Raw genomic sequence first — 19,574 nt, 5'->3', positions numbered from 1 at the left:
GTCATGAGTGTTGACCCGGCCCCGCCCCGGAACTCATCGGTGCGGCCCCGGACCGGTCCGGACGGCGGTACGGACGATCGCTCTGCCCACGGCGGATCTGCCACGGGCAGAGGTTTCCCCGCCGACCCGGCGGGCCGGTCGAGAGTGGGGGCACGCGGTCGTCCCGGCCGCGTTCCAGCGACCCCCAGGAGCGCCGATGTCTCCGTTCACCGCCGGCCCGTGGCCGGTCCCGCTGCCCCGGGCCGAGGAGGGCGACACCCCGCCGACCCGGTTCGACGACCATCTCGCCGCCCAGCTCCTCGCGCAGCGCATCGTGCTGCTCGGCACGCAGGTCGACGAGGTGTCCGCCAACCGTGTGTGCGCGCAGTTGCTGATCCTGTCCGCCGAGGACCCGCGCACCGACATCAGCCTGTACATCAACAGCCCCGGCGGCTCGGTCCACGCGGGCCTGGCCATCTACGACACGATGCGGCTGATCCCCAACGACGTCTCGACCCTGGCCATGGGCTTCGCGGCCAGCATGGGCCAGTTCCTGCTCTGTGTCGGCACGCCCGGCAAGCGCTGCGCCCTGCCGAACGCGCGCGTCATGATGCACCAGCCGTCGGGGGGCATCGGGGGCACCACCGCCGACATCGAGATCCAGGCGGAGAGCCTGGAGTTCACCAAGCGGACCATCGAGCGGATCACCGCCGAGCACACCGGCCAGACCCCGGAGACCATCTCCCGGGACGGCGACCGGGACCGCTGGTTCACCGCCGAGCAGGCGAGGGGGTACGGGATGGTCGACCGGGTGGTGGAGTCGCTGGACGACGTCCGTCCGGCCGCCGCCCGGCCCAGGATGGGGCTGCGGTGATGGGGTCGTACACGATTCCGAACGTCGTCGAGCGCACCCCGCAGGGCGAGCGGTCCTACGACGTGTTCAGCCGGCTGCTGGCCGAGCGGATCATCTTCCTGGGGACGGAGATCGACGACGGGGTCGCCAACGTCGTCATCGCGCAGCTCCTCCATCTGGAGTCGTCGGCCCCGGAGAGCGAGATCGCGGTCTACATCAACTCCCCCGGCGGCTCGTTCACCTCGCTGATGGCGATCTACGACACGATGACGTTCGTCCAGGCGCCGATCTCGACGTTCTGTGTCGGGCAGGCGGCCTCCACGGCGGCCGTGCTGCTGGCCGGCGGGGACCCGGGGCGGCGGTTCGTGCTGGAGCACGCGCGGGTGCTGCTCGGGCAGCCCGCCTCCGGCGGGACGCGCGGCACGGCGTCCGACCTGTCGCTGCGGGCCAAGGAGATGGTGCGGATCCGCTCCCAGGTGGAGGAGGTGCTGTCCCGGCACACGCACCACGACGTGGCGACCCTGCGGGCCGACATGGACCGCGACAAGGTGTTCACCGCCGAGGAGGCCGTGGCGTACGGCCTGGCCGACGAGGTGCTGGCCCGGCGCCTGGGGCCTGTCTGACGATTCCCGTCGTCCGCCCGGAGGGCGGGTGGGAATCGTCAGACAGGCCCCTGAGAGGGTGTGAGGCGCCGGGCGCGGGTCAGGCGGCCAGGCAGAGTCCGTTGTGCGCGGAGCCGGACACTCCCCGGGCCGTGGGGACGGCCCGCCGGCCGGTGACGCGGACCAGTTCTCCGTGGGCCCGGGTCAGCAGGTCGCCGAGGCCGAGGCCGAGCGCCCGGGCGGCGGCCGCGAGGACCTCCGAGGAGGCCTCCTTGCGGCCCCGCTCCACCTCCGAGAGATAGGGCATGGAGATCCGGGCCGCGTCGGCGACGTCCTTCAGCGTCCGTTCCTGGGCGAGCCGCTCGCTGCGGAGCACGTCCCCGACGAGGTCGCGCAGCAACGGCTCCCTGGGCGCGGGAGCCACCGGGTCCGGCGGCGGGCCGGGGCGCAGGGGGATGACACGGGCACGGTCCGGCGCTGGGCCGGTCATCTCTTGACTGGTCACCTCCTCAGCCTAGGAACTCCGGCCCCGAGTGGAAGGGACCGGCGTTCCGCCCTGAGTGAAGGCGTTCCGGGGCGCGGCCCGGAACGCCTTGCGGGCCGCGCCCCCGTACCATCGGACGTACGAGTGACGACCGGTGCGCACCGCGGTTCCGATTCTCCCGGAACTCGGTGGGCATGGGTCGGTGCGACCTGGGTACTCGCAGGTCTCAGGCACATGTCAGCCATGACGTCCGTGGGGAGAGGGAATGAGGACCGCCGTGATCCGGTCGCAGGCGCAGGTAGTCGAGCAGCACACCGGGGCCGGTACGGGTGACGGGGACCTGCGGGACATGGTGGATCCGCGTGCCGTCGCCCCGCGTGACGCCAGGGAGCTGTCCCGCCAGTTCTTCCGTCGCCTGGCGGAGCTGGAGGAGGGCACGCACGAGTACCAGTACGCGCGCAACACCCTCATCGAGATGAACATGTCCCTCGTCCGGTTCGCGGCCGGGCGGTTCCGCGGCCGCGGCGACGACATGGACGACATCGTGCAGACCGGCATGATCGGTCTGATCAAGGCCATCGACCGGTTCGAGCTGTCCCGCGAGGTCGAGTTCACCTCCTTCGCGCTGCCGTACATCGTCGGTGAGATCAAGCGGTTCTTCCGGGACACCACGTGGGCCGTGCACGTGCCGCGCCGGCTCCAGGAGCTGCGGGTCGAGCTGGCGAAGGCCCGCGAGGAGCTCGCCAGCCGGCTGGACCGGGAGCCCACGGTCGGCGAGCTGGCCACCCTGATGAACATCACCGAGCAGCAGGTCGTCGAGGGGCAGATCGCCGCGAACGGGTACAACTCGTCGTCACTGGACGCCGCCCTCACCGGTGACGGCCCCGAGCACGGCGAGGCCGTACTGGCCGACTTCATCGGCGTCGAGGAGGAGGGGCTGCGCCTCGTCGAGGACTTCCACTCGCTCGCTCCGCTGATGGCCGAGCTCAGCGAACGCGACCGGGAGATCATCCACATGCGGTTCGTGGAGGAGGCCACCCAGGCGGAGATCGGTGAGCGCCTCGGCTGCTCGCAGATGCATGTGTCCCGCCTGATCAAGCGGATCATCACCCGGCTGCGCGAGGGCATGCTGGGCGAGCTCGGCTGCGCCTGACCGGGCGGGCGACGGCGTCGCCGGTCAGGCGTCGCCGAGGTTCAGCACGGCGCGTACGCGCTTGCCGACCGGCACGCGTTCGACGGTGACGTCCCTCGCCAGCGCGCGGACGATCTCCAGACCGTGCCGGCCGACGCGCTCGGGGTTGCGCGGGAAGACCCGGGGCAGGCTGGCGCTGCTGTCGTACACCGCCACCGTGAGCGCGTTGGCGGTGCCCTCCAGCTCCAGGATGTACGGGCCGTCGCTGTGCCGGTCCGCGTTGGTGACCAGTTCGCTCACCACCAGCAGCACCGCGCCGTCGGCCCGTTCGTCGATCGTGGCGCACCATTCGGTGCGCAGCTGCTGAAGGAAGTGCGCGGCGAACGTCCGCGCCTCGGCGATGCACCCCGGCTCGCCGGTGAAGTGCGCCGACCGCCGCAGCGGTTCCACGGGCACGTCGAAACCAGTCGGTATCACTGCCCTGTCCAGGTAGTAGGTCATGCTGTTCTCTCCGCGAAGCCGGGCCGGCCGGACGAATCTGCACCAGTCCTGGTACCCCGACACTCGCGGCACAGTCCACCTGATCGGTGTTCGCTCCCGCGGGGCGGGGAACCCGGGTTCCGCCGGGGTGCGGCGGAAGGGGCGTCATGAACGGACTGACAGCGGTACGGAGCCTGACGACGCTGCCCGTGGTGACGCTGGGCGGTGATGCCGTGGCGCATGTCAAGGACACGGTCTTCGACCCGGAGGGCGAGCGGATCGCGAGCTTCACCCTCACCGGCCGGACCCTGATGTCGGGCCCGCTGCCGCGGGATCTGCCCTGGCAGGCGGTGCACTGCCTGGGCCGTCACGCGGTGATGGTCCGCGACGAGGGGGCACTGTTCGATCTGCCCCTGTCGGTGGCGCGCCGTGACGCCCTGCGCGGGCGGCTGCTCGGGGCGGACGTGCTGACCGACGACGGCGACCTGGTGGGCACGGTGCTCGACGTGCTGGTGGAGGGCGGCACCAGCGGCCGGCTCGTCGCGTTCCGGCTCGCCGCGCACCGGGAACTGGTGCACGGCTCCCGGCACCGCCGGCACCAGGTGTACGTGCCACGGGGCGAGGCCCTGAGCGTCTCCGGCCGGACGCTGGTGATCCCGGCGCACGCGACGACGTACGTCACCGACGACCTGCCGGCCTTCGCCGCCCGGGCCGTGGCCCACCGCGGCCGCGGGAGGGGCGCGGCCCGATGATGCTGTTCTCACGGGTGCGCGGGCTGCCCGTCCTGACGCCGGGCGACGCGGACCGGGTCGGGGTGGTCCGCGCGCTGACGGTCGACGCGGCGTCCGGGGAGGTCACGCATGTCCGGATACGGCGCGGGCGGCTGCGCAGGGAGGCCGTGGTGGCCTGGAGCGCCCTGGGCGCGGCCGGCCCGGACATGCTGATCGCGCGCCCGGCCGGCGACCCGGCCGAGGTTCCGCCCCACCGTGATCTGGTGGGGAGCAGGGTGCTCACCGAGTGCGGCGAGGAGCGCGGCACCGTGCTCGACGCGGCGTTCGATCCGGCCACCGCCCGCATCGAGGCGGTCCTGACGACCCTCGGTGAGCTGCCGGCCGGCCGCCTGCTGGGCCTCGGCGACCACGCCCTGGTGATCCGGACGGGCCACGGGCATCCCGGTTAGGGTCTCCCGGCGGGCGGGGCGGGCCGGGGCTGCTTAGCGTGCAGAGGTGAGCTCACGCACCCCTTCCGGCCGTCAGGTCGCCCGCCACGGCTGGGCGCAGGCCCTCGCCACGGTCCTCGGCGCGCTGATCGCCATGGGCGCGGTGGCCGCGCCGGGACTGTGGGCGGCCGGTGCCACGGACCTCCCTGGCGGTTCCTTCCCCCAGGTGGTCGCGGCGACCGTGGTCACGGCCGTCGGCGGGACGGTGGAGCTCTCCGGGGACGCCGGCGAGCTGGCCGGCGCGGAGGGCGGTCTGACGGTCGTCCCGCTGTCCGTCACCCTCGTCGGGGCGCTGGTCATCGGCCGGGGCTTCCTGCGCCCGCTGCGGCACCGGGCGGTCGCCGGGGCGCCCGAGCTGGCCTGGTGGGCGGCGCGGATCGCCGCGTTGTGGCTGCTCGCGGTCCTCGGTCTCGCGCTCGCCGCGCGGCACACGTACGAGCTGTCCCTCGGGGACGGTCCACTCGGTGATCTGGGTGAGCTGTTCGGGCTCAGGCCGGTGGTGGGGTTCTCCACCGATGTGCCGCCGACCGTCCTCATCGGCCTGCTCTGGCTGGCGGGCGTGCTGCTGGTGGCGCTGATGGTGTCCCGTGGCGCCCCGTTGCCGGCCGGGCTGCTGCGCTTCCAGAAGTCGGTGCGTCCCGCGGCGCACGCGATGGTGCTGCTGTTGCTGGCCGCGGTCGCCATCGGTCTCGTCATCGCGCTGGTCGTCGCCGCCACCCGGGGGCATCCGGCCGAGACGTTCGCCGTGATCCTGCTGGGGCTGCCCAACGTGGTCTGGCCGGCGCTGACGATCGGGCTCGGTGCCACCTGGGACGGCAGGGTGGAGGGGCCCTTCGGGCTGCCCATGCCGCACGTGCTCGACGAGGTGCTGCGCACACCGGACGTCTCCACCCTGAACCTGGGCACGCTCACCGAGCACGACGGCGGGAAGTGGTGGTGGCTGCTGGTGGTGACAGCGGTGCTGCTGCTGGCCACCGCGTTCCTGATGGCGGCCCGCTCCCCCACCCGGGTGCGGGCCTGGCAGCACGCCGTGCGCATGGCGGTGGCGCTGGCGCTGACCGTGCTGATGATCTGCCTCATGGCCCGGGTCTCCGCACGGTTCGGCCTGTCCGTGCTCGGCATCGGCGATCTGGGCGAGGGCCTCTCCGGCCAGGTACTGCTGAGACCACGACTGTGGAGCGCCTTGGGCCTGGCCCTGCTGTGGGGCCTGGCCACCGGGTTCACGGGCGCGCTGGCGGCCCGGACGCTCCACCGCCACCACGCCCCCGGGACGCACCACTGACACCGGCCCCCGGACACCGACCGTGCGCCCCCACCGCCGACGACCGTCAGGCCCGGAACGGTCCCCTCGTACCCCCCGCCGGACCGCATGCCGGGCAGATGAGCCGCGCGGTGACGCCGGCCACCCGAGCGTCGGCCGTGTCCCCGCCGGCGGCGACCGTCAGGCCCGGAACGGTCCCCTCGCCCCCTCGCCGCACCGCATGCCGGGCAGATGAGCCGCGCGGTGACGCCGGCCACCCGAGCGTCGGCCGTGTCCCCGCCGGCGGCGGCCGTCAGGTCCGGGGCGGAGCTCTCGTGCGTCCGGCCGGGTCGTGCGCCAGGTGGGCGGGACGGCCGGTGGGGAGGGTGCGGTCAGGCGACCGGGACTCCGAGGGCGCGGGCGGCGCGCTGCATGCGCAGGGCGTCCACGGACTCGGCCAGCAGTTCGTACTCGGTGGTGTCGTCGCCGGTGGCGAGGCGTACCATCCGCCCGGCGGCGAGCGTCTCGGCCACCTCCTCCTGCCGGGCGACGTCGCCGCACCAGGTGCGCAGTACGGCGGGGACGTCGGGCACCCCGTCGGCGACGGGGACGAGTGCCCCCGGCGGTAAGTGCTCGGCGTCGGGCCGCGGGTCGAGGCGCTCGGCGATCCAGAGGGCACGGTCGCGCAGCCACCACAGGGCGAGGGCGAGGGTGGGCGCCCGGTAGGTGCCGAGCGGTACGCCGATACGCCGGCCGTCGCAGACCCCGTACGCGGTGACATGGCACAGGAATTCGTCGTGCACGTTCCCTCCCCCGCTGCGTTGCTCGCCCGCCGGGCCGGGCCGGCTGCCCGCCTCGTGGCTCGCATGCTGTGCGTGAGGGCGCCGTCGCGCGGTGTGAAGCGCTCTCGCTAGTCGAGTATGTTCACCACTGAAACACTGTCACCATGTGTTTCCGGCCAGTCTCCTGGCATATTCACCGCCGCCGTTGGCCGAAATGGTGCGGGTGCGGCCGACGGGCCGCATATGACCTCGGAGGTAATCGACCGCGGGCCCAGGGCGCGGGCAAGGTGGGGGCACCGGGTCGCCACGACCGGGATCCACCGTCCGACCGGCAGAGACGACCTCCCTGGGGGATTCGCCATGACCACAGCCGCCCGCCGCTACGACGCCGTCGTCGCCCGCTACTTCGAGGCCTGGAACGCCGACGGCGCCGAGGCGCGCGCCAAGGCGGTGGCCGATGTGTGGACCGCGGACGGCCGTTACACCGACCCGCTGTCCGACGCCGTCGGCCACGAGGCGATCACCGCGGTGATCGCGGCGGTGCACGAGCGGTTCCCCGGCTTCGTCTTCCGGCTCGTGGGGAACACCGACGGCCACCACGACACCGCGCGCTTCTCCTGGGAGCTGGTGAACCGGGCGGACGGCTCGGCCCCCGTCGCCGGCTCGGACGTGATCACGCTCGACGCCGAGGACCGCGTCCGCGCCGTGTACGGCTTCCTGGACCGGGTGCCCGAAGGGGCATGACCCCGCCGACGACGGCCGGCCGGCACCACCCCGCCCGCCCCGAACCGGTGCCCGTGCCTTCCGCGGGCCACCGAAGGCCGAACGGGCGTACGCGTCACGCGCGTACGCCCGGCGGACGGACTGGCACGGTCCGGTAAAACTACTGCTTCACGACCGCGTCGATACGGGCCAGCTCCTCCTCGCCGAAGTCGAGGTTCCGGGTGGCCGCGACGCTGTCCTCGAGCTGCTGCGGGCTGCTCGCGCCGACCAGGGCGGAGGTGAGCCGGCCGCCGCGCAGCACCCAGGACAGTGCCATCTGCGCCAGGGTCTGGCCGCGCGAGGCGGCGATCTCGTCGAGCGCGCGCAGCCGGCCCACCAGTTCCCCGGTGACGGCTTCGGTGTTCAGGAAGGGGCTGTCGCTCGCGGCCCGGGAGTCCTCGGGGATGCCGTCGAGGTAGCGGGCGGTCAGCAGGCCCTGCTCGAGCGGGGAGTAGGCGATGGAGCCGACCTGGAGTTCGTCCAGGGCGTCCATCAGCCCCTCGTCCTCCGGGCGGCGGTCGAGCATCGAGTAACGGGGCTGGTTGATCAGCAGCGGCGTGCCCAGCTCACCGAGGATGCGGGCGGCCTCGCGGGTCTGCTCCGCGGAGTAGTTGGACACACCGACGTACAGCGCCTTGCCCTGCTGGACCGCCGAGTGCAGCGCGCCCATCGTCTCCTCCAGCGGAGTCCGAGGGTCGAAGCGGTGCGAGTAGAAGATGTCGACGTGATCCAGGCCCATCCGGCTCAGACTCTGGTCCAGCGAGGACAGCAGGTACTTGCGCGAGCCCCATTCGCCGTACGGGCCGGGCCACATCAGGTAGCCGGCCTTGGTGGAGATCACCAGTTCGTCGCGGTACCGCCCGAAGTCCGACTTCAGCGCCTCGCCGAGGGCGGACTCGGCCGCACCCGGCGGGGGCCCGTAGTTGTTGGCGAGGTCGAAGTGGGTGACGCCCAGGTCGAAGGCGCGGCGCAGGATGGCGCGCTGGGTCTCGGCCGCACGGTCGGGACCGAAGTTGTGCCACAGGCCGAGCGAGAGCGCGGGGAGCTTCAGGCCGCTGCGTCCGGCGCGCCGGTAGGGCATGTCCGCGTAACGGTCGGGGTGTGCGGTGTACAACACGACTCCAGAGGGGTTGGCACACGTCTCGGCGGTTCCGTCGAACCGCCCGTCCACTCTGTCGTGACCTGCGGGCAGTGGTCCAACAGAAGAATCCGATGGGATTCAGCGGATACGCTTCTCAATCATGGAACTGCGTCACCTCCAGCACTTCGTCGCCGTGGCCGAGGACCAGCACTTCACCCGCGCGGCGGAGCGGCTGATGGTCTCCCAGTCGGGCCTGTCCGCGTCCATCCGCGCCCTGGAGCGCGAGCTGCAGACCCCGCTCTTCGTGCGGACGACCCGCAGGGTGACGCTCACCGAGGCGGGGCGGGCGCTGCTGGCGGAGGCCGAGCGGATCCTGGCACAGGTACGGGCGGCGCACGAGGCGGTGGCCGCGGTGCAGGGCGTGCTGCGCGGCACCCTCGCGCTGGGCGCCGAGCAGTGCATCGCCGGGGTGAACGTGGCGGAGCTGCTCGCCACGTTCCGGCGGCTCCACCCGGACGTGGAGATCCGGCTGCGCCAGTGGGGCTCGGCCGCGCTGGCGGAGGAGGTCGCGGCGGGGCGGCTGGACCTGGCCTTCGCCTACCGGACGGAGGCGGACCCGGAGCAGCTGCGGTCGGTGCCGCTGACCAGTGAGCCGATGACCGTGCTGTGCCACCCGGACCACCGGCTCGCACGGACGGGGGCACCGCTGACCCCGCACGACCTGGCCGACGAGGTCTTCGTCGACTTCCACCCGGACTGGGGTCCGCGCCGCGCCACCGACGCCGCCTTCACCGCCGCGGGCGTACGGCGCACGGTGGCGCTGGAGGTGAACGACGTGCACAGTCTGCTCGACCTGGTCGACGAGAACCTGGGCGTCGCCGTCGTGCCGCGGCACTTCCGGCACAAGCGGGAGGCCCTCACCGCGCTCCCGCTGAAGGACACCGGGGAGGCGGTGTACGAGACGGTCGCCCTGGTGCCGTCACCGCGGGCGACGAGCCCGGCGGCGCGGGCGCTGATGGCCCTGCTGGACAGGTCGGACAACGGGGGCGCGTGAGGCGCGCGGATGCGCGAGGGTGGAGGCATGCACGCCAAGGACATCCTCATCGACGGCTTCGGCCGCATCCGGGAAGAAGTCCACGCCGCCGTCGAGGGCCTCGGCCCCGACGCGCTCAACGCCCGGCCCGGCCCCGACGCGAACTCCGTCGCCTGGCTGGTCTGGCACCTCACCCGGGTCCAGGACGACCACGTCGCCGACGCCTTCGGACTCGACCAGGTGTGGCTCTCCCAGGGCTGGGAGAAACGCCTGGACCTCGGCCTGCCCCGCCATGACACGGGGTACGGCCACACCTCGGCGAAGGTCGCCGAGGTACGGGTCGACGACGGCGGCCTGCTGACCGGCTACCACGACGCGGTGCACGAGCAGACCCTCGGCGCGCTGCGCGCGCTGGCCGCCAAGGACCTGGAACGGGTGATCGACGAGGGCTGGGATCCCCCGGTGACCCTGGGCGTACGGCTGGTCAGCGTCCTGTCCGACGATCTGCAGCACGTCGGACAGGCCGCGTATGTACGGGGGCTGGTTCAGAGCGCCGCGTCGTAGCCGGGCAGGACGACGTCCCGGATGAGCGCGTTCCGCTCGTCGAACGGGAGGAACGCGCTCTTCACGGCGTTCACCGTGACCGTGCGCAGGTCCTCGACCGTCCAGCCGGCCTGCTCGGCCAGCAGGGACATCTCCCGCGTCATGGTGGTGCCCGAGACCAGACGGTTGTCGGTGTTGAGGGTGACGCGGAAGCCGAGGTCCTTCAGCGCGGTGATCGGGTGCTCGGCGATCGAGGTCGCGGCGCCGGTCTGGAGGTTGGAGGTGGGGCACATCTCCAGCGCGATCCGGCGGTCGCGGACCCAGCCGGCGAGACGGCCGAGCTTGCCCTCCACGATGTCCTCGGTGATGCGCACCCCGTGCCCGATGCGCTGGGCGCCGCACACCTGGAGCGCCTGGTGGATGCTGGGCAGGCCGTGGGCCTCACCGGCGTGGATGGTGAAGGGCACGTTCTCGCGGCGCAGGTGCGCGAAGGCGTCGAGGTGGTCGGCGGGCGGGAAGCCGTCCTCGGCGCCGGCGATGTCGAAGCCGACGACCCCGGCGTCCCGGAAGGCGACGGCCAGGTCGGCGGCCTCGCGGACCCGGTCGAACATCCGCATGCCGCAGAGCAGGGTGCCGACCCGGACGGGCGTCCCGGCGGCGGCCGCCTTGGCCATGCCGGCGGCGAGTCCCTCCTGGACGGTCTCCACGACCTCGCCCATCGTCAGTCCGCCCCTGGTGTTCAGTTCGGGGGCGTAGCGCACCTCGCCGTAGACGACACCGTCGGCGGCCAGGTCGAGCACGTACTCCTCGGCGGTGCGCAGCAGGCCCTCGCGGGTCTGCATGACGGCGAGGGTGTGCTCGAAGGTGGCGATGTAGCGGACCAGGTCACCGGAGTTCGCGGCCTCGACGTACCAGGCGGCGAGTTCGCCGGGGTCGGTGGTGGGCAGGGTGTGGCCGACGGCCTCCGCCAGCTCCACGACGGTCGCGGGACGCAGACCGCCGTCGAGGTGGTCGTGCAGCACCGCCTTGGGGAGGCGGCGGAGGGTCTCGGTGTCCATGCGCGTGGATGACATGTGCGGTCGTTCCTCAGTGGGTCGTTCGGCGGAAAAGTCGGAGCGGATCAGGGGGCGGCGGGCTGGAGCAGGTCCCAGCGGTTGCCGTACAGGTCCTGGAACACGGCGACCGGGCCGTACGGCTCGTGGCGCGGCTCCTCCAGGAAGGTCACCCCGGCGGCGGTCATACGGGCGTGGTCGCGGGCGAAGTCGTCGGTGTGCAGGAAGAAGCCCACCCGCCCGCCGGTCTGGTCACCGACCCTGGCCCGCTGGCCCTCCCCCTTGGCACGGGCGAGCAGCAGCCCCGCGCCGCTGTGCCCGGCGTCCGGTTCGACGACGACCCAGCGGCCGCCGTCCGGCCGGGGCGCGTCCTCGGCGAGCCGGAAACCGAGCGCCTCGGTGTAGAAGCGGATCGCCTCGTCGTAGTCGTCGACGACGAGGGTGACCAGGGGGATGCGTCTCATCGTGACCTCTCGAAGGGGGATTGACCGGAGAGGTTATACGTAAAACTGCCGAACACGCCAGTCCCGCTCCGGGACCGGCGGCCCGGAGCGGGACCGGCGGGGCGGCTACGGATACGCGTAGGTGTTGAGGGCGGCGACGGCGGCCGCCGGATCGCCGAGGTCGTAGCGGTCCACGGCGAGGTAGTTGGGCTTCTTGCGGGCGGCCGGCAGGCAGAACCGGCGGGCACGGTCGGCGAGCTTGGAGTTGTCGGTGCCGGCGGTGGAGGTGATCGCGGTGTCCCGGAAGTGGTTCATGACGAACAGGGGGCGGAAGCCGGGTTCGGTGCGGGTCAGCGGGATGTTGGTGCCCGCGTCGTACCAGCGGCTGGAGCAGGACCAGTCGGAGGCGCCGACGCCCGGGCCCATGGACCAGTGGTTCTCGACGGTCCACTCCCGCTGGTACATCACACCGAAGGTGTCCCGGGTCGTTCCGGCGGCCCGGTCCGCGGCGCGGCTGTGGTCGGTGAAGATCAGCAGCCGGTGTCCGGCGGCGGTCAGCTGTCCCATGGCCGGCCAGCCGTCCTCCCGGACACCGGTGCGGTCGGGCCGGTAGAGCACGTCCGACAGCCCCTGGACGCGGGCGAGTTCGGCGCGCAGGACGTCCGGGCCGACATAGTCCTCCAGGAAGACGGTGACGAACTGGTCGGGGTGGGCGCGCAGGAAGTCGACGATCCGCTGGAGGTCCACCCACAGGGCGACGGGCCTGCTGACCAGGGTGCAGCTGTTGTGGCAGAGGATCGCGCCGTCCGGGGTCCGGTGGATGTCCAGCATGAATCCGCGGACGCCGTCGGCGAGTTGGCGTTCGATGCCTCGGTTCTGGTTGGGGAAGAGGTCGATGAAGGGCGGGGCGAAGCCGCCGTCGACGCCGTTGGCGTAGGCGTTGTGGGCGGTGAGGAAGGTGACCTGGTCCAGGGTGCGTTGGTCCCGCGGCGGCAGGGGACGGGTCACCGGGTCGACCGGGGTCAGGTACCAGGTGGCGAGGTCGCCCGTACCGCTGCCGACGGCGAGCGGGGCGGGAAAATCGGCACCGGAGGGTTTCGGGGCGACGGTGAGGCGGCGGTCGGTGCCGGGGACGGTGAGCGTGAACCGGTCCGCGCCCGCGGGGGCGATCTCCCAGCGTGCCTCCGGGCTCGCGCAGGCGACGGTCCGGGCCTGGTCGCCGGTGCGGCCGAGGCAGGTGCCGGGGCTGTCGGTGTTCTCCAGGGTGCCGTCGGCGCTCAGGTTCCACTGCTGACGGTCCTCGTCGCCGCGCGGTCTGTGCTGTTCGACCGCCCCGGCGGTGTCGGCGGCGTTCAGTCCGGTCGTCGCGCTCTGGACGTAGTGGGCGCCGGGCGGCGGAGCCGCCTCCGCGGCGGCGGGCAGGGGTGCCACGACCGTCGCGGCCAGCGCGGCGGCCGTGACGGTCGTGGCGAGCAGGGCGTGGGGGGTGCGCATGGTGGCTGCCCTTCGTCCGGGGACGGCCCGCGCACGTGCGGTGCGCGGGCCGCGATCCGAGGGTCTTAGGTCAGGTGCATGACACCACGCCGAGCGGTCGGACGTCAGGGCGTCAGCAGTACAGATTGCCGCCGGGTGACGTTCCGAGGATCTGGGTGAACTGCTGGTACCTGCTCACCCTGCTCTGCACCTGCGCCGGGTTGCGGCCGTCGCACTCCAGGGAGCCGTTGATGCTGCGGATCGTCTGGCCGAAACCGGCCTGGTTGACCATGGCGTTGTGCGGGGTCATGGTGCCCGGCCCCGACTGGGTGTTCCAGTACCACAGGGCCGTTTTCCAGGCCACGGCCGCGTCGTTCTGCACCAGCCAGGGGTTGCCCAGGAGGTCGATGCCGAGCGCGTCGCCCGCCGCCTTGTAGTTGAAGTTCCAGCTCAGCTGGATCGGTCCGCGCCCGTAGTACGCGGCCTGCCCGGCCGGACAGCCGTACGGCTGCCCCCAGTCGCAGTAGTGCGGGTAGTTGGCGGTGTTCTGCTCCACCACGTGCACCAGGCCGCCGGTCTCGTGGCTGACGTTGGCCAGGAAGGCGGCGGCCTCCTGCTTCTTCACCGTGTCGCTGCCGGTGTTGGCGAAACCGGGGTAGGCGCCCAGCGCGGCCTTGAGCCCGCTGTAGGTGTAGAAGGGGTTCCGGCTCGGGAACATCTGGTTGAACTGCGCCTCGGTCACGACGAAGGTGCCGACGGGCGTTCCGGGGCCGTTGTCGCAGGCGTACGGCTCCCAGTACCAGGTGCTGATGATCGGGTCGTACCCCGGATTGGCGTGCTCGGCGATGTACGCCCGGCCGTCGGTGTAGCGCACGATGTCACCGGCGTTGTACGACCTTCCGGCCACCCAGTTCGGATAGCTGGAGCACGAGGCGGCGGAGGCGGCGGCTGCGGGGAGCAGTACCGGCGCGCTGCCGGCGAGGACGAGGGCGGCGGTCACGGCGGCGATGCGTCTTCTCGACAAGGGAACGACTCCTTCGCGGAACGCGGCCGCTCCCGGGCGAGGACACGCCTGAGCGGAGCCTCGCCCGCACATGCCGGCGGGGCCGGTCACGGCGGTGGGGGCGGCCGTGGTGGGGGGTGTGGGAGCACACTCAACCGCTTTGGTCTGTACCAGTCAAGGGTTTAGACCAGTCATCGTGACGCGGACATGTCGGTCAACCGGCGGCGGCCGACGCCGGCCGGGATCGAGCCCTCGCGACCTCTACACGTAAAGGGGAAATAAGAGCAGAATGAACTTATGCGGCCTTTACCGCATACCGCGCCAGACGCGGTCCGGCCTGCTAGCCAAAGGAGACGACTCATGGCCAACGTCTCGCACCCGCGCGGTGACATCGCGAGCCACCCCGATGCCCCGGAGATGCGGGCACGGTACGACCGCATGCTCGGGGGTCGTGATGTGGCCCTCGTGGACGGGCCGGTGTTCCTGCTCGGTCTCTACTGCGCGGTGTCCCCGTGGATACTCCACTACACGACGAGCCAGCCCGCGCTCGTGACCCACAACCTGATCGTGGGCATCGCGATCGGCCTGCTCGCCCTGGGGTTCACCGCGGCCCCGGCACGCATGTACGGCCTCAGCGGGGCCATGTGCGCCCTGGGCCTGTGGATGATCATCTCCCCGTGGATCGTCGGCACCGACCCCGACGCCGGCGTCATCTGGAACAACGTCGTCATCGGCGCCCTCACCCTGATCCTGGGCACGGCCTGCGCCGCCACGGCCGTCAGGAGCGGCCGCCGGTCGTAGGAGGACCGTGGAAGGAGCCGAGCGCCGGCCCGCGTCGACCGCGGGCCGGCGTTCTCGTGCCCGGGCGGGACTGTCCCGGCGGCCGGGGGGCATACGCGGTACGGCGGAGGTCAGGAAAAGAGGGGCGAGATGGAGATCGACGGCATCATCAGTGCCATCGTCATCGGTATTGTCATCGGTGTCCTGGGCCGGCTCGTGGTCCCGGGCCGCCAGCGCATCGGGGTCCTCTGGACGATTCTCGTCGGCATCGCCGCCGCACTGATCGGCTCGGCGGTCGCCGCGGCCTTCGGGGTGGCCGACACCGAGGGCGTCGACTGGGTGGAGTGGCTGATCCAGATCGGTCTCGCCGCACTGGGAGTGGCCGCGCTGGACCGCGCGAAGGCCGGCCGCTGACGGAATCCGGCGGTCCGCGTCAGCGGCGGGACAGCCGACGGCACGACTGCCCGCGGCTGCGGGGTGCGGCTGTCCCCGCGGCTGCGGGGACAGCCGGCCGGGCCACCACTGCCCGCGACTGCGTGGACCGGGGCCCGATTGCCCGCAGCCGTGCCGGTAAGCGGCGCGGCCTCCCGCGGCTAGCGGCTCGGGTGGACGTACGGTGTGGTCGTCGTCAGAGGGGTGAAGCCGAGGCGTTCCAGGATGGGGCGGCTCTGGCCGGAGGCGTCGACCTGGAGGTAGCGGTAGCCGAGGTCCGCCGCGGCCCGGGCCCGGTGGGCGACCAGCGCCCGGTAGACGCCCCGCCCGCGCCAGTGCCGTACCGTGCCACCACCCCACAGCCCGGCGAACGAAGTACCCGGCACCAGCTCCATACGCGCCGCGCTCACCGGCTCGTCACCCGCCAGCGCCACGACGGCGACGACGCTGTCGGGGGCGGCGGTGAGCCGGTCGAGCAGGTACCGGTGGAACCGGGAGGCGTCGGTGCCGAACGCCTTCGCCTGCGCGTCGGCCATCAGGTCGACACCCGCCCGGTCGGTGACCCGCACGATGCGGACGCCCTCGGGCGGCTCGGTGCCGAGAGCGAGACCGGCGACCTCGCCCACCATGAGCGTCTCGACCGGCTCGGGGGTGAATCCGGCCGCCACCAGCCGCTGTCCGAGGTCCACCGGCAGGTCGTGCCCGTACAGCTTCCACTCGAACTCACGGCCGATCCCGGTGAAGTGCGCGATCTGCTCCGCGATCGCCGCGTCCGCGCCCGCCGCCTCCAGCGCGGACCAGACGACTCCGTTCCAGCCGTGCGCGGGGCCCACATGGCGCACCACGGCGCCGACGCGCTCGACCTCCGAACCGGGGCCGTCGGGCGGCGCCCCCTCACGCATCTCACGGTCGAACAGGGCGAGTACGGCGGCTTCATCCATGCGGCAGACCCCACCATGGGGCGGTGCCCGGGGCAACGGGATTACCGTTGCTGTCGTTCAAGCGTCGTGAGGAGACCGGACCATGACCGTACGGGACGAGGAACTGCCGTACCTGCGGCGCTGCGTGGAACTGGCGGCCGAGGCACTGGAGTCCGGTGACGAGCCGTTCGGTTCGGTGCTGGTGGCCGGGGACGGCACCGTGCTCGCCGAGGACCACAACCGCGTGGCCTCCGGCGACCGCACCAGGCACCCCGAGTTCGAGCTGGCGCGCTGGTCGGCGGCGCACCTGAGCCCCGCCGAACGGGCCGCGGCCACGGTGTACACCTCCGGTGAGCACTGCCCGATGTGCGCCGCCGCCCACGCCTGGGTGGGCCTCGGACGCATCGTGTACGTCGCCTCCTCCGAGCAGCTGGCGTCCTGGCTCGCCGAGCTGGGGGTGCCCGCACCGCCGGTGCGGACGCTGCCCGTCGCCGAGATCGCCCCGGGCGTGACCGTGGCCGGACCCGTCCCCGGACTGGCGGACGAGGTCGAGGAGTTGCACCGGCGGTTCCACCGCGGACACGGCTGACCCGCGGTGGCCGACCGTTTCTCCGGACGGTTCAGCCGTACGTCCGCAGGCGGGCGCGGCGGTACAGGGCGACTCCGCCCAGGAAGAGCGCGGCGCCGGTGCCGAGGACCGGGAGCGTCCGGTCGGCGCCCGTGTCGGCGAGGGCCGCGGTGTGCGGCGGGGCCGCGTGCGGCACCGGGGCGGGGAGGGTGCGCGGCGGCGCGGCAGGTTCGGGTTCGGGTTCGGCCGGGCGGCCGGGCCGCTCGCCGGTGGTGTTCGTGGAGGTGTCGCCGGCCGACGCGTTGCCGGCGCCGGCCACGTTCACGCTGTTCCCGCTGACGTTGACCGGAAGATCCACCGGCAACCGCGCCCCGTTGCCGGACAGCACGCCCGGCGAGTCCCGCGTCCCGGTCACGGCGGAGGACCCCGTCGCCGTCCCGCCCCGCTCGCCCGTGTCCTCGTTGACGCAGGTGTTGCCCTCGGCGGGGTTGAGCAGACCCACCACGTTCACCGTGTTCCCGCACACGTTCACCGGGACGTGCACCGGGAGCTGGAGGGTGTTCCCGGAGCCCACGCCGGGCGAACCGGCCGCGACGCCCTCCGCCCCGGCGTCGGCGTACGCCGGTACCGCCACGGCCATCGCGCCCGACGCCGCGGCGAAGGCGATCACGCCGTTTCGGGTGACCCGTCTCATCGGTTCCCTGCCTTCCAGAGATGGTCGCGGGCGTTCGCCCGCACCGGATGGAACGCGGCTGTGGCATCCGGGTTATGGCTCATCCGTATGCCGCAGCCGGTTCACCCCATCGGGCGTCCCGCCGCTCGAACCCCGGGCAAAGGCCGTCGAACTCGTGGCGGCCGGACACCGGACCGGGGCGCCCGGCGGGCCGCCGCGGGGCCGACGGGCGGGAGCCCCGGGGCCCGCTTATGGTGGGCGGGGCACCGGTCGGGGCGTCCCTGGAGGCATCGATGCTGGCCAAGCTGTCCAAGCGACCCTCGGTCCGGCACCGCGCGGTGCGACCCTCGGTCCGGCGCTGCGCGGCCGCCGGAGCGGTCGGGCTGGCCGTGCTGGGTACGGGGCTGACGGCCACCGGCCGGGCGGATCCCGACCTCGACCGGTTCTACGACCAGAAGATCACATGGGCGGCCTGTGAGAGCGCGGACCTGCCGAAGGACCTGCAGTGCGGGACGGTCACCGTGCCGCTCGACTACACGAAGCCCGACGAGGGCACCCTCGAACTGGCCCTCGCCCGCTACCGCGCCTCCGGCGACCCGCGGGGCTCGGTGCTGCTGAACTTCGGCGGCCCGGGCGGTTCGGGGGTGATGGGACTCGCCCAGGGCCGCAAGGACTTCCTGGGCCTGACCGAGGACTACGACGTGGTCTCCTTCGACCCGCGGGGCGTCGGCCGTTCCGCACCGGTCAGCTGCGGCGCCGACGCCACCGGTCAGGCGCTGGAGGCCACCGACGGCGAGGAGACGGCGGATCCGCGCGACACGCTGCGCAAGCTGCGCGAGGTGGCCGCCGAGTGTGCCGAGCACTCGGGCCCGGTCCTCGATCACATCGGCACCGTGGACGTCGCACACGACCTGGACGTGATGCGTCAGGCACTCGGTGACAGGAAGCTCAACTACCTGGGATTCTCGTACGGGACCCGGCTCGGCGCGGTGTACGCCGCCGAGTTCCCCGACAAGGTCGGCCGCATGGCGCTGGACGGCGTGGACACGCTGACCGAGCCGCTGGCCGAGCAGGGGCTGGCCAGTGCCAGGGGGCAGCAGACCGCGCTGGACAACTTCCTCACGTGGTGCACCGAGGAGCTCGCCTGTCCGTTCGGGCAGGACGCGCGCACGGCCCGCACGCAGGTCGTGGAACTGGTCGACTCGCTCGACGAGAACCCGGTGCCGACCGACTTCGGTGACGAGTTCACCGGTCAGGACCTGGCCGGCGCCATCGGGCAGGGCCTCTACACCAAGGAGATGTGGCCGCTGCTGCAGCGGGCGCTCGCCCAGCTCGTGGAGGACGGGGACACCCGCGGGATGGAGTCCCTCGCGACCGGAGGGATGGCGCCGCCGGTGCCGCGGCGGGCCGACCACCCCCTCGTCGACGAGGAGGACGTGCCCCTGGACAACCTGCCGGCGGCGCTGATGGCGGTGAACTGCGCGGACGACCCCGACCGTCCGGACGCCGAACGGCTGACCCGGGACCTGGCCCGGCTGCGCGGCGCCTACGAGGAGGCCTCACCGGTCTTCGGGCGGTACCGGCTCGCCCAGGTGGTGCTGTGCTACGGCCGGCCCAAGGGGACCGACTACATCCGTGAGCGGGTCAAGGACCTCGACACGCCGAAGATGCTGCTGGTCGGCACCCGGGGCGACCCGGCCACACCGTACCGCTGGACGGTGGAGACGGCCGAGCGGATCGGTCCCTCCGCCGTGGTGCTGGACAACCGGGCCGAGGGGCACACCGGCTACGGGTCGTCCGAGTGCGTCCACCGCAGGATCGACGACTTCCTGCTCTACGGCTCCCTGCCGCGCAGCGGCAGTTCCTGCGGCCCCGAGGACGACGGCCGCCTCTGAGCGGCGTCCCGGCCCCGGAGACGCGCGGGCCGCTTTGCTCCGAATGCCCCATTGGTGAATTCGCCCTATGGTGCTGTCGTGACTCCGCTCCCCCATCCGAGGGGGGCTTCCAACCCGAGGGTTGCGGTCCGGCCCGAACCGACCC

At 72.7% G+C, this 19,574-nt stretch carries 23 protein-coding genes; 13 read left to right on the top strand and 10 right to left on the bottom strand.

From position 1 onward, the window contains the following. Positions 1-196 precede the first annotated feature (196 nt). Entirely contained in the window at positions 197-853 is a 657-nt protein-coding gene (locus ACIA6T_RS23665; protein ID WP_399448442.1) for an ATP-dependent Clp protease proteolytic subunit, read from the top strand. After that, positions 853-1,455, top strand: coding sequence for a ClpP family protease (locus ACIA6T_RS23660; RefSeq protein WP_399448441.1), 603 nt, complete (start codon positions 853-855; stop codon positions 1,453-1,455). Before ACIA6T_RS23665 ends, ACIA6T_RS23660 begins: the two co-directional genes overlap by 1 nt. A 79-nt stretch (positions 1,456-1,534) precedes the next feature. Here the strand turns inward: ACIA6T_RS23660 and ACIA6T_RS23655 are convergent, their stop codons facing one another. After that, entirely contained in the window at positions 1,535-1,924 is a 390-nt protein-coding gene (locus ACIA6T_RS23655) for a helix-turn-helix domain-containing protein (RefSeq protein ID WP_399448505.1), read from the bottom strand. A 259-nt stretch (positions 1,925-2,183) separates the two neighbouring features. Here ACIA6T_RS23655 and ACIA6T_RS23650 point away from each other — a divergent pair, with 259 nt between their 5' ends. Beyond that, positions 2,184-3,071 carry an RNA polymerase sigma factor SigF gene (locus ACIA6T_RS23650; protein ID WP_399448440.1) on the top strand — a complete coding sequence of 296 codons (888 nt, stop codon included), beginning with the start codon at positions 2,184-2,186 and terminating at the stop codon, positions 3,069-3,071. A gap of 24 nt (positions 3,072-3,095) precedes the next feature. Here ACIA6T_RS23650 and ACIA6T_RS23645 read toward each other — a convergent pair whose 3' ends face one another. Beyond that, the gene (locus ACIA6T_RS23645; RefSeq protein WP_399448439.1) at positions 3,096-3,551 is read right to left on the bottom strand and encodes an ATP-binding protein; all 456 of its coding nucleotides are present in this window, start codon (positions 3,549-3,551) and stop codon (positions 3,096-3,098) included. A 146-nt stretch (positions 3,552-3,697) separates the two neighbouring features. On the opposite strand from ACIA6T_RS23645, the gene ACIA6T_RS23640 reads away from it, so the two are divergent. The 3 genes from ACIA6T_RS23640 to ACIA6T_RS23630 are packed head-to-tail and all read left to right on the top strand — an operon-like array spanning position 3,698 to position 6,031. Continuing rightward, positions 3,698-4,282, top strand: a complete 585-nt coding sequence (locus tag ACIA6T_RS23640) for a PRC-barrel domain containing protein (RefSeq protein ID WP_399448438.1) — start codon at positions 3,698-3,700, stop codon at positions 4,280-4,282. Further along, positions 4,279-4,710 (top strand): PRC-barrel domain containing protein, encoded by a 432-nt coding sequence (locus ACIA6T_RS23635; protein WP_399448437.1) that lies wholly within the window; start codon positions 4,279-4,281, stop codon positions 4,708-4,710. Before ACIA6T_RS23640 ends, ACIA6T_RS23635 begins: the two co-directional genes overlap by 4 nt. Before the next feature lie 46 nt (positions 4,711-4,756). Continuing rightward, the gene (locus tag ACIA6T_RS23630; protein WP_399448436.1) at positions 4,757-6,031 is read left to right on the top strand and encodes a streptophobe family protein; all 1,275 of its coding nucleotides are present in this window, start codon (positions 4,757-4,759) and stop codon (positions 6,029-6,031) included. Positions 6,032-6,381: 350 nt separating this feature from the next. Here the strand turns inward: ACIA6T_RS23630 and ACIA6T_RS23625 are convergent, their stop codons facing one another. Beyond that, the gene (locus tag ACIA6T_RS23625) at positions 6,382-6,792 is read right to left on the bottom strand and encodes a hypothetical protein (RefSeq protein WP_399448435.1); all 411 of its coding nucleotides are present in this window, start codon (positions 6,790-6,792) and stop codon (positions 6,382-6,384) included. 339 nt (positions 6,793-7,131) lie between these two features. On the opposite strand from ACIA6T_RS23625, the gene ACIA6T_RS23620 reads away from it, so the two are divergent. After that, positions 7,132-7,515 (top strand): nuclear transport factor 2 family protein, encoded by a 384-nt coding sequence (locus tag ACIA6T_RS23620; RefSeq protein WP_399448434.1) that lies wholly within the window; start codon positions 7,132-7,134, stop codon positions 7,513-7,515. A gap of 139 nt (positions 7,516-7,654) precedes the next feature. On the opposite strand, the gene mgrA is transcribed toward ACIA6T_RS23620, so the two are convergent. Further along, on the bottom strand, positions 7,655-8,647 hold the full coding sequence (gene mgrA, locus ACIA6T_RS23615) for an L-glyceraldehyde 3-phosphate reductase (RefSeq protein ID WP_399448432.1): 993 nt from the start codon (positions 8,645-8,647) through the stop codon (positions 7,655-7,657). Positions 8,648-8,774: 127 nt separating this feature from the next. On the opposite strand from mgrA, the gene ACIA6T_RS23610 reads away from it, so the two are divergent. Then, entirely contained in the window at positions 8,775-9,668 is an 894-nt protein-coding gene (locus ACIA6T_RS23610) for a LysR substrate-binding domain-containing protein (protein ID WP_399448431.1), read from the top strand. Between the two features lie 27 nt (positions 9,669-9,695). Beyond that, complete coding sequence (locus tag ACIA6T_RS23605) at positions 9,696-10,211, top strand: DUF664 domain-containing protein (protein ID WP_399448504.1); 516 nt, start codon at positions 9,696-9,698, stop codon at positions 10,209-10,211. Here the strand turns inward: ACIA6T_RS23605 and ACIA6T_RS23600 are convergent. The 4 genes from ACIA6T_RS23600 to ACIA6T_RS23585 form a co-directional block, all read right to left on the bottom strand. After that, the gene (locus ACIA6T_RS23600; RefSeq protein ID WP_399448430.1) at positions 10,193-11,263 is read right to left on the bottom strand and encodes an adenosine deaminase; all 1,071 of its coding nucleotides are present in this window, start codon (positions 11,261-11,263) and stop codon (positions 10,193-10,195) included. The two genes, ACIA6T_RS23605 and ACIA6T_RS23600, sit on opposite strands and share 19 nt — an antisense overlap. A 47-nt stretch (positions 11,264-11,310) precedes the next feature. Continuing rightward, positions 11,311-11,706, bottom strand: a complete 396-nt coding sequence (locus tag ACIA6T_RS23595; protein WP_399448429.1) for a VOC family protein — start codon at positions 11,704-11,706, stop codon at positions 11,311-11,313. A gap of 105 nt (positions 11,707-11,811) precedes the next feature. After that, positions 11,812-13,179: a phospholipase gene (locus ACIA6T_RS23590; RefSeq protein WP_399448428.1), complete on the bottom strand. Its 1,368-nt coding sequence runs from the start codon at positions 13,177-13,179 to the stop codon at positions 11,812-11,814. Between the two features lie 112 nt (positions 13,180-13,291). After that, complete coding sequence (locus ACIA6T_RS23585) at positions 13,292-14,182, bottom strand: glycoside hydrolase family 19 protein (protein ID WP_399448427.1); 891 nt, start codon at positions 14,180-14,182, stop codon at positions 13,292-13,294. A gap of 339 nt (positions 14,183-14,521) precedes the next feature. On the opposite strand from ACIA6T_RS23585, the gene ACIA6T_RS23580 reads away from it, so the two are divergent. Together ACIA6T_RS23580 and ACIA6T_RS23575 are read left to right on the top strand one after the other, a co-directional pair. Next, complete coding sequence (locus tag ACIA6T_RS23580) at positions 14,522-14,962, top strand: SPW repeat protein (RefSeq protein ID WP_399448426.1); 441 nt, start codon at positions 14,522-14,524, stop codon at positions 14,960-14,962. A 129-nt stretch (positions 14,963-15,091) separates the two neighbouring features. Continuing rightward, positions 15,092-15,355, top strand: a complete 264-nt coding sequence (locus tag ACIA6T_RS23575; RefSeq protein WP_385049903.1) for a GlsB/YeaQ/YmgE family stress response membrane protein — start codon at positions 15,092-15,094, stop codon at positions 15,353-15,355. Positions 15,356-15,534: 179 nt separating this feature from the next. Here the strand turns inward: ACIA6T_RS23575 and ACIA6T_RS23570 are convergent, their stop codons facing one another. Then, a complete protein-coding gene (locus ACIA6T_RS23570; protein ID WP_399448425.1) occupies positions 15,535-16,314 on the bottom strand; it encodes a GNAT family N-acetyltransferase in 780 nt (259 codons plus the stop codon). An 82-nt stretch (positions 16,315-16,396) separates the two neighbouring features. On the opposite strand from ACIA6T_RS23570, the gene ACIA6T_RS23565 reads away from it, so the two are divergent. Next, the gene (locus ACIA6T_RS23565) at positions 16,397-16,882 is read left to right on the top strand and encodes a nucleoside deaminase (RefSeq protein ID WP_399448424.1); all 486 of its coding nucleotides are present in this window, start codon (positions 16,397-16,399) and stop codon (positions 16,880-16,882) included. 31 nt (positions 16,883-16,913) lie between these two features. On the opposite strand, the gene ACIA6T_RS23560 is transcribed toward ACIA6T_RS23565, so the two are convergent. Further along, positions 16,914-17,555, bottom strand: a complete 642-nt coding sequence (locus ACIA6T_RS23560) for a chaplin (protein WP_399448423.1) — start codon at positions 17,553-17,555, stop codon at positions 16,914-16,916. Between the two features lie 272 nt (positions 17,556-17,827). Between ACIA6T_RS23560 and ACIA6T_RS23555 the strand changes: the two genes are divergently transcribed. Further along, on the top strand, positions 17,828-19,429 hold the full coding sequence (locus tag ACIA6T_RS23555) for an alpha/beta hydrolase (protein ID WP_399448422.1): 1,602 nt from the start codon (positions 17,828-17,830) through the stop codon (positions 19,427-19,429). The last annotated feature ends 145 nt before the right edge of the window (positions 19,430-19,574 follow it).

Source organism: Streptomyces sp. NPDC051740, assembly GCF_044453165.1.
GTDB lineage: Bacteria > Actinomycetota > Actinomycetes > Streptomycetales > Streptomycetaceae > Streptomyces > Streptomyces atrovirens.
Note: the sequence above shows the minus strand (reverse complement) of the source record. Positions and strands in the feature narration are given on the sequence as shown.